The organism is Marinobacter excellens LAMA 842, from assembly GCF_001574445.1.
Taxonomy (GTDB): Bacteria; Pseudomonadota; Gammaproteobacteria; order Pseudomonadales; family Oleiphilaceae; genus Marinobacter; species Marinobacter shengliensis.
Map to the genome: position 1 here is coordinate 1 of NZ_LOCO01000043.1, position 8,512 is coordinate 8,512.

The window sequence follows — 8,512 nt, forward strand, 5'->3', positions numbered from 1 at the left end:
GATGGTTCGGCTTCAGAGCCAACCGTGAACCGCCGTGGTACGGAACCGTATGCCCGGTGGTGTGAGAGGACGGGGGAGGCAACTCCCCCTCCTACTCGATTGTTTTCGAAAGTATGACTCGCCGCACAGCTACAACCTGCAAACAAAGTTAACATTCGGTAAAGACTGGCCGACCCAGAATATAAAAAGAGCCAGCTTCAGAGACACTCATCAGTCATTCAATCGATGCCGTCAATAACAAGAAACGGCGCAGGGTGTGGCTATGAGTAAAAAACTGCAGGCACTTGTTGTTGCCATTGTTTCCCTGCCGGTATCCGCCGAAGCAGGTCTTCAGCCTATTTCCGATGAGCAGATGTCGGAAGTCACCGGGCAAGCATTCCTTTCGGTTGATCGCCAATACCATCCCGATCCGGACAATACTACCTCTTATACCCGCGTTAACCTTGGCATGGACATAGAAATCCAGACCAATGTTGATGTTCTGGAGCTTGGCCGTTATGAACGGGAAGGTGAGAAGGCCGGCTCATCGGACGTCTTGATAAGGGATTTTGCGCTCGGCTATATCAACAGCCAGGCCTACTATCAACGTAACCCCAAGGCGGCGAGACAATATCGTCCGGATGGCTCTTCTTATAACGAGAACGAAATCGTTCCGTTCATGATCGATAACCCCTTTTTCGAGTTTGCATTTGATGAGGCGACCAACGAAGTGGTTGGTGTTCGCCTTGGCTTTGGTGATGCAATGGGAGTGCTGTCAGGTAAGATCGAAACCCTGACGGGTAATGTGAATGTGGACATTATTGATCGGGGCGAAGGGCTGCGGGATGCCAGTTCCAGCGGTAACTTCTTTGATCAACTGATTGTTTTGCTGACCCCTCTTCTGGAAGGCGGAAGTCCCCTGGCAACCAAAGCGCAGCTGGTCTACGGCGATGATAACGATCCTCGGGTGGGTGAGCTTGACCCAATAAGAGCAGAGTACATCGGTATCCCCAACGGCGAAAAATTCGTTCTGGAGAACGCGGGCAGCTTCACCCGCTGGTCGGTTAAAAACCTGATTGGCTGGGGTTCGAGCTCGGAGATAGAGGTTCCCAATTGTTCATTCTTTAGCTGCGGCTCCGGTGATATCTACGTGTATGCCGATGGCTGCAGAGTGTTGGGAATTGACGCCTGTTTTGATCTGGACATGTACAACAGCTTCCCAATTGGTCAGGTAGAGGAAGTTAACGGCGAGCGCAGGTTAACCGGGCCAGCGGATGGCGCCTTCATTTCATTCCAGACCAAAGATCTGGATTGGCTGAAAGACGTTAAGAAAAGCGATCTGACGGTGGAGGACTTTATCCGGGCGACCTCAGGAGCCTTCTTTAATATTCCGAACGGTGCCACCGAGGTTAACCTGAACGAAGCCCTGAATGGGACCGACCGGTATCGTACTGAGTATATCGACCGCGGCCGGGGGCTGTTCTGATGAACGGGCGTAGGCTGTCCTGTAAGGCAGGCTTCGGCTCTGCCTTTGCTGGCGTGTTTCTTGTTTTGGTTGCTATTACTCCGGCCTCCGCCCTGGCGGAGCTGGAGCGGCTCGCCGAGTCGGAGATGTCTGAGATAGACGGCGCAGGTATTGGTCTGGTATTCGATAACTTTACCTTTTCCCACGGCACTGACCGGCCGGACGCTGACGGCAACCAGGCTCGCATCTTCCGTATATCCGGTATCAAGAGCACCGATGGTCGGGAAGTGGATATCACGGTCAATCACCTGTATATCGCAGGCGCCAATTCAAATTACGGGGAAAACCTGGCGCCGGTGAATCTTGGCAGGCTGGTTAATCCTTGGCGAATCGATATTGTTGACGGAAATGGCATTGGTGTTCCCGATAAGGCGGTTCTTGAACTGGCCGCGCCGAGCAAGATTCCGGGAGCTGAAGGGTTCGACTGCATGGGCGCCACTGCCGCCGCCGGCAGTGGCCAATGTTCCAGTCGACCGGCCACAGCTGACTGGATTGGCGAGCGGGCAGATATCGGTATGCAGATGAATGTCGCCGTTGGCGATGACCGTTCAGCGAATCTCAATATCCATGCCCGAAGTGCTGTTATTGACGGGAGTTATCTGCGTTTGTGGGGTGATGACCAGCGCAGCCAGATGGCGGGGCAGTTCAAGCTCAACTTCTATTCACCCGAAGTGTCCATCAATGCCTGTACCCAAGACGGCACCGCTTGTGGTTCCCGGATTACCATGTCGGATTTTGCCTTGGAGCTGGCGATTGGTAACAGTTTACAGCCGGTATTTTTCGACGTTGATGGCGGCGGAAATTTCATCCTGGAGGTGGAAACCATTCGCTCCCCGGGCGCCGGCCAAATTGCTGCAAACGGACTGAGGGCTGGGAGTAATGCCCAAACCTGGGATTTCTATCAGGATTACTACAGCAACCCTGACTATCGAAGTAACCTCCAGATCGGCAACTTCAGCGTTGGCGACCGTGATTTCGGCGCTGCACGGGTTGAGGGCATGCTGATACAGCATTTGCAAATACAGACAAAGGATCTGGCGCCATGACTTTTTCATACGCAGTTCCTGTGCTCTCGCTGCCACTGATGGCAGTCCTCACCTTGCCGGCCAGCGCCGAGATGGCGCCGCTGGAAGATGAGGCCTTGTCGAAGGTAGCGGGACAGGGCGGAATTTATCTGTCGGGTGACATCAGCATCAATGAAATGGGCGGGCCGGTAGAGAATGCTTACTTTGGCCGTTGCGATGAAACGGACAAAAAATGCGGTGCCCGGTTTGCCTATCGCTTGAAAGAAGACGGTGGCTGGATGGTTCTTGATGAAATTCGGGGGCTGTTTGCGTTCGAGGGGTTAACGCTAAGGGTAAGAAAGATCGATTCCGGGTTTGGCGGCGACGGCGAGCTGTTTGATCGGGATGTGATTGAACTGGGGTTGCCAGATACCGTTCGGTTTACCGATGTGCATTTCAAGGTCGCAGCCAGCAGTACTGCCAGGCCGACCGATCCGGGGTTCATCCAGACCGATATTTTTGCGGTGCAGATGCAGGGTGATGTCATCATGCAGGGCAACCTGCTGGTCTTTCCGGACGGAAACCCATGAGGAAAAGCCTAATGGCCATGACAGATGCTCGTCTTTCCACGGCTCCTCTTTTATTGGTATCGATGGTGCCCGTGCTCGTTAACCCTGTGGCTGCCATGGAGCGGTTGGATGATACCGCCCTATCAAAGATTCAGGGGCAGAGCGGTATCACATTGGAGATGGAGTTGAACCTCTCCGCCGACCGCCTATCCTATTATGATGATGGCAAGGGTGTGCATCTTGAGGGTATGCGCGTTGGATCGTCCAGGGGAGATAATGCGGGGGCGTTCCATCGGGTAAAGGTTGACATTGGGGCCGATGCATCATTGAACCTCGATTATCTGGTAGAGGATCGAAGAGTCGAGTTTTCAGATATACGCCTGGCCGGAGCCCCCGGTGTGGGTATGGGGGGGATATTCTTTGATCACTCCCTGCAGGGTAGTCTGCGTATTCGACAAGGTGGGGCTGTGGGCGGCAGTGGTTACACCTTCGATACCGCCTACACCATGACGGGTGGGCGATTGGGATACCGGACTAATGGCAACAGCGTTTTCCTGGATGACATCACCATGGACGTCCAGGCTCTTGGGGTTACGCTGGATGTTGTGGGGGACACGCTGCAGCTGGTTTCCCCGGAGGTGATTGGCAACTGGAGCGTTGGTGCCATTCGCTACAGCAACGAACCGGGCAATTACGGCCAAAGTTATAGTTCTGCCACGGGGCTGCCCTTGCCAAGCTACGGTGGGCTGCAGGGGCACTACGAGCTATCCTCCGTGACCGACATTCGGGCCGGTGGCCGGTCGGGTGAGGGGTTAAGGCTGGATAATGAAACCATCATCCACACGGCATCGTTTATCTATCTGGATGATGGCAACGGCCTGGCTTTGCGGGATATCACCGGTGACTATCGCATACACGACCTTCGCCTGGATGTTTCAGAGGACGGGCGTGGTCGACCTGCGGTTGCGCTGACCCTTGGTGGATTGCAGGGTAATCTGAATATCGGCTCTATAGAGGTGGGCAGTAGCGGCCAAAGCTTTGGCTCGCTGAATCTGTCGTTTTTACTGGAAGACCAGATATTCAACGGTCGAACCTATCGCAATGAGTTGTATCTCCAGGGTGGAGGGCACCCTGACGCCGGCCCGCAGGGACTGCGCATGGCAACGGAGTGGAGTTTGCGCCTCGCTGATCTGAGCTACACGGAAGATGGCAACCGTGTGATCTTCAGCGGTCTGCAATCCTGGGGATCGGGGGATGTCACCGTCAATGTCACGCGTAACGAAGTACGTAATGGCACACGGTTCTACGATGGCCTGCGAATTGGCTTTGAAGGCCTGGAAGCGGGTTATCGTATCAACGGGCTGAGAGTTGGCAGTGATGACGCACCGCTTCAGGGCGGTACCGAGTTGCTGTTGGCGCTGGGATTCTACCCCGCCTATGAGTTTGAACTGGATGGGCATATAACCCTGGGTGCCGGCGGCGCCTCGGGAGAGGGGCTCACAATCAATTCCGACATCCAGATTCGGGATGGTAAGGCAGCGGTGATCGCGGCTCCCTATGATGAAGGTAATGGCGAAATCGCCCAGAAGGGACTTTGGCTGACGGAAATGACTTATGACGGTCACGTCCGGGATATGACCCTGGATGTGACCGAAGAGGGGCTGGCCATTGGCACCGGGGAGTCCTGGAGCACCATGGATATCGGCAATGTGCGGGTGGGCACCAAGGACCACGGCGCCAGTATGGGACGGTTACGAATTCAAAAATATCAGACCGGCAGCACGGCTTTGGTGAAGCCCGGAGGGGCCGGAGATATCTGTGTCGGGGGGTCTGGTAGTTCTGAGGGGGCCTGTGTGGCCGCCGGCGGGCAGTGGGAGACTCGGGGCAACGAGGGTGTGACGATCGACATGGTGCAGGTTCTGGCTCGAGCCGAGGGCGACGACAAGAAGAATGCCTTGATGTGGGAGAGTAATCGCGCCGTGGATAGTCAGGGAAGGCCAATAAACAACACCGGTATGAAGTTGTTGGTTAACGATATCTATACCAGTGATGGCGGTGACTTTGACGGTGATGGCGTTGAAGACAATCGCTTCGGGATTCGAACCGATCTGTCGGTGGATGTCTACCAGACCAGGGTGACCAAAAAAGAGGATGGGCCTGACGCCCAGGGTGTAGTGGGAAGCCGCGGCGATGAGAAAATCATGAGCCCAGGATCGGCGGCTGGGTACCGGTATGTAGCCAATCCGGGCCCGGGAGACATTGCTAACCGCCCCCTTGGTTTTGCTGTAAAGGCAGATACCCGTTTCAAGGAGCTCTCAATCAATAACATCGATCTGATCCATCCTGTCGGCGGCAGTCAAACGGTTGTCTACGGAGCAAAATTCCAGAACGTAGATATCCGTGCGAACCTGACCGCAACCCCCATACCCTGACGATTCAGGGGTCCGGTTATGGCAAACGGGCAGTCAAGGCGACTGTCCTTTTTGTGTTTTCGGCTGTCCTGTTGTTTAATCCGGGCTGTTCCATGTCGCCTCCGGAAGTTGTTTCATGAAATCCAGCTCGCTGTTATCCCTTCTTGAAGATCGTCGAATCCATTCCGGCGAATCGCTGGCGCAAACACTCGGTATTTCCCGAACCGCGGTCTGGAAGCAGATTCGCAAGGCGCAAGCCGAAGGCGTGGAAATCAGAACCATCCGGGGGCAGGGGTATCAGCTCATCTCCACGTTGGATCTCCTGGCAAGTGACCGCATTCGGAAAGCACTGCCGGAGCGCCTGCATAACGTCATTGCCCTTGATGTTCTGGATACCGTTGACTCAACCAACGCGGAAGTGGCGCGACGGTTGACCTCGGGGTTGAAAGGCATGCCGGTGGTGGTGGCTGACAGTCAGACTGCAGGTCGTGGCCGCCGGGGGCGTCAATGGGTGAGTCCGCAGGGAGAAAACCTTTATCTGAGCCTGGGGTTGAGTGTTCGGGGCGGGTTTTCTGCCCTCGACGGTATGAGCCTTGTATTGGGGGTGGCGGTCAGCCGGGCCCTGTCGACCTTTGGGGCAGCGGACGCCGGTTTGAAGTGGCCTAATGATCTGTTCTACGGTGACCGGAAGTTCGGCGGGATACTGGTTGAGATTCAGGGAGAGCTTCAGGACGGAGAAGTGCAGGTTATTGCAGGTATTGGGATTAACGTGCATATGAAGCAGGCTGAGATGGTCGACCAGCCATGGATAAGCCTGGCCGAGGCATGGCCGGATGTCGTCTGGACGCGAAATGCTCTGGCGGCCGCTATTGTGTCAGAGGTAGTAGAGATTATCGCGCAGTTCGAACGTCAGGGCTTTGCCCCGTTCAGGGATGAATGGCAGGCCCGGGATATCTTTTTCAGGAAAGATCTGGTGGCCAGGGATGGTGGCGTTGAGGGTAGGGGTGCCGGTATCGATACCGCAGGCAACTATCAGATTGATACTCCTGAGGGGCTGGTGCCCGTCAGGGCCGGAGATATCAGCTTGCGGGTGCGATCATGATTCTTTTGCTGGACTGTGGCAACACCCGGGTAAAATGGCGCCTCATGGCCGATGGAGTCGTCGTGCATGACGGTGGCGGAGCCCTGGAAGAAACAGTGACTTTTGCTGAGTTAACACCGTACGCCCGCAAGATAGATCGTGTTGCCGTATCGACAGTCGCATCGGAACAGAGCCGACTGCGCCTGGACGAGAGCTTGGCAACCGTTACCTCTGCCCCGGTTCGATACCACTGGGCGGAGGTGAGCCGGGACGGGCTCAGGAATTCCTACCAGGAAGTGGCCAAAATGGGTGCCGACCGATGGCATGCAATGTTGGCCGCCTGGGTGGGCGCCCGGCGCAGTTTCGCCGTCGTGGATGCGGGCAGTGCAGTGACCATTGACTATGTCGACGGCCAGGGCCAGCACCTGGGCGGGTATATTCTGCCAGGGCTGCATATGATGCGACGGAGTCTCAAGCTGGATGCCGCCCGCATTGGATTCGAATACGACGAACAGATCAACGCTGCGCCGGGCCGATCCACCGGTGAGTGCGCAAACCACGGTCTCGCATGGCTGACAGAGAGCCTCGTTCAGCGTCTGCATCGTGATGTTGGTCGTCTTGGGCTGGAACGGGTTGTTTTAACCGGCGGAGATGCGGGTCGTTTTCAGTCGTTGGGTCTGAAGGCGGAGCATCGGCCTGGTCTGGTGCTGGAGGGGCTGGAAATCGTCGATCTTCAGGAATCGCAGGCATGAGGCTGGTTGCGCTGGTGTTGTTGCTGGCCAACCTGGCTGTCTGGTTCGCCCCCGGCTTGATTCCGCCGGTCACCTATGAGGCGTCGGCCGGTGGTATTTTGCCTCGCGTTGCAAGTCTGAAAGTGTCCGATTCGAGTGAGCAGGCTCCGCTACCTCCCACGGAGTGTGTCAGGGTCGGTTGGTTTGACTCCCGCGAGGACGCCACTGCATTTGCAGAACGGGTTGGCGAGCATTTCCGCATTGAGGAGCGAGAGCGGGAGCTGCCGCCGCTAAATTGGGTGATGATCCCTCCGCAGCCCAGGGAGGTGGCGCTATCCCAGTTTCGCGATCTCTTTAGTCGTGGCGTGGAGTCTTATGTGGTGACAGAGGGTGAGTACCGAAACGCCATCTCGCTTGGCCTGTTTGAGTCGAGGGTAGCAGCAGAGTCTGTGCTGGAGGAAAAAAAACAACAGAATCTCAATGTAGTGCTGGTCAACTTCCCCCGAAATCGTATAGGATACGCCCTCGTTTTTGATGTTGAGCCAGCAAGGGAAACCGAGGTGGTTCAGGCGGTTGAGGCGGAAAGTCACAGCAATTTCGACTTCGTTGAAATCTACGCTTGTGAAGGTGTTGCATCACCAGAAAAAAATCCGTAGTATACCGCCCTCGCTGAACAGGCGAATGTGAGCTGGCGTAGCTCAGTTGGTAGAGCAGCTGACTTGTAATCAGCAGGTCGGGGGTTCGATTCCGTCCGCCAGCTCCACTTTAAGTTTTGAGCAGGTTTGCGGTTGCAGATCTGTACGGGAGGGGTTCCCGAGTGGCCAAAGGGATCAGACTGTAAATCTGACGCGAAAGCTTCGCAGGTTCGAATCCTGCCCCCTCCACCACTAATTGCTCGCGGGCATCGTATAGTGGCTATTACCTCAGCCTTCCAAGCTGATGACGTGGGTTCGATTCCCACTGCCCGCTCCAATTTGGTTTCAATGCTCATGTAGCTCAGTCGGTAGAGCGCATCCTTGGTAAGGATGAGGTCACCGGTTCAATTCCGGTCATGAGCTCCATTTTTATCCGGTCAACGTTACGATCCTGGTTGATTAGGGAGATTGGTCGAATGTCTAAAGCAAAGTTTGAGCGTAACAAGCCGCACGTAAACGTGGGCACCATTGGTCACGTTGACCATGGTAAGACCACTCTGACAGCCGCCCTGACTCG

At 55.7% G+C, this 8,512-nt stretch carries 8 protein-coding genes and 4 tRNA genes; all 12 read left to right on the plus strand.

The genetic code is table 11. The annotated features are described in order from the left end of the window. Positions 1–262 precede the first annotated feature (262 nt). Positions 263–1,465 (plus strand): DUF6160 family protein, encoded by a 1,203-nt coding sequence (locus tag J122_RS19685; protein ID WP_061333942.1) that lies wholly within the window; start codon positions 263–265, stop codon positions 1,463–1,465. Further along, entirely contained in the window at positions 1,465–2,550 is a 1,086-nt protein-coding gene (locus tag J122_RS19690; RefSeq protein WP_227510312.1) for a hypothetical protein, read from the plus strand. The genes J122_RS19685 and J122_RS19690 overlap by 1 nt, the downstream gene beginning before the upstream one ends. Continuing rightward, positions 2,547–3,098, plus strand: a complete 552-nt coding sequence (locus J122_RS19695; protein WP_061333944.1) for a hypothetical protein — start codon at positions 2,547–2,549, stop codon at positions 3,096–3,098. Before J122_RS19690 ends, J122_RS19695 begins: the two co-directional genes overlap by 4 nt. A gap of 11 nt (positions 3,099–3,109) precedes the next feature. Continuing rightward, positions 3,110–5,509, plus strand: coding sequence for a DUF6160 family protein (locus tag J122_RS19700; protein ID WP_061333946.1), 2,400 nt, complete (start codon positions 3,110–3,112; stop codon positions 5,507–5,509). Positions 5,510–5,624: 115 nt separating this feature from the next. Continuing rightward, positions 5,625–6,590 carry a biotin--[acetyl-CoA-carboxylase] ligase gene (locus J122_RS19705; protein WP_061333948.1) on the plus strand — a complete coding sequence of 322 codons (966 nt, stop codon included), beginning with the start codon at positions 5,625–5,627 and terminating at the stop codon, positions 6,588–6,590. Continuing rightward, a complete protein-coding gene (locus J122_RS19710; RefSeq protein ID WP_061333951.1) occupies positions 6,587–7,321 on the plus strand; it encodes a type III pantothenate kinase in 735 nt (244 codons plus the stop codon). The genes J122_RS19705 and J122_RS19710 overlap by 4 nt, the downstream gene beginning before the upstream one ends. Further along, positions 7,318–7,956 carry a hypothetical protein gene (locus J122_RS19715; RefSeq protein ID WP_061333953.1) on the plus strand — a complete coding sequence of 213 codons (639 nt, stop codon included), beginning with the start codon at positions 7,318–7,320 and terminating at the stop codon, positions 7,954–7,956. The genes J122_RS19710 and J122_RS19715 overlap by 4 nt, the downstream gene beginning before the upstream one ends. A 31-nt stretch (positions 7,957–7,987) precedes the next feature. Beyond that, positions 7,988–8,063, plus strand: a tRNA-Thr gene (locus J122_RS19720). 40 nt (positions 8,064–8,103) lie between these two features. Next, a tRNA-Tyr gene (locus J122_RS19725) sits at positions 8,104–8,187 on the plus strand. 10 nt (positions 8,188–8,197) lie between these two features. After that, positions 8,198–8,272: transfer RNA gene (locus J122_RS19730), tRNA-Gly, on the plus strand. 13 nt (positions 8,273–8,285) lie between these two features. After that, positions 8,286–8,361, plus strand: a tRNA-Thr gene (locus J122_RS19735). A gap of 50 nt (positions 8,362–8,411) precedes the next feature. Continuing rightward, on the plus strand, positions 8,412–8,512 hold a 101-nt coding region (locus J122_RS21395; protein WP_227510308.1), incomplete at its 3' end, for a GTP-binding protein.

Coding starts and splice junctions, on each gene's coding strand:
- J122_RS19695 (WP_061333944.1), top strand. CDS start 2,547: ATGACTTTTTCATACGCAGTTCCTGTGCTCTCGCTGCCACTGATGGCA.
- J122_RS19690 (WP_227510312.1), top strand. CDS start 1,465: ATGAACGGGCGTAGGCTGTCCTGTAAGGCAGGCTTCGGCTCTGCCTTT.
- J122_RS19700 (WP_061333946.1), top strand. CDS start 3,110: ATGGCCATGACAGATGCTCGTCTTTCCACGGCTCCTCTTTTATTGGTA.
- J122_RS19710 (WP_061333951.1), top strand. CDS start 6,587: ATGATTCTTTTGCTGGACTGTGGCAACACCCGGGTAAAATGGCGCCTC.
- J122_RS19685 (WP_061333942.1), top strand. CDS start 263: ATGAGTAAAAAACTGCAGGCACTTGTTGTTGCCATTGTTTCCCTGCCG.
- J122_RS19705 (WP_061333948.1), top strand. CDS start 5,625: ATGAAATCCAGCTCGCTGTTATCCCTTCTTGAAGATCGTCGAATCCAT.
- J122_RS19715 (WP_061333953.1), top strand. CDS start 7,318: ATGAGGCTGGTTGCGCTGGTGTTGTTGCTGGCCAACCTGGCTGTCTGG.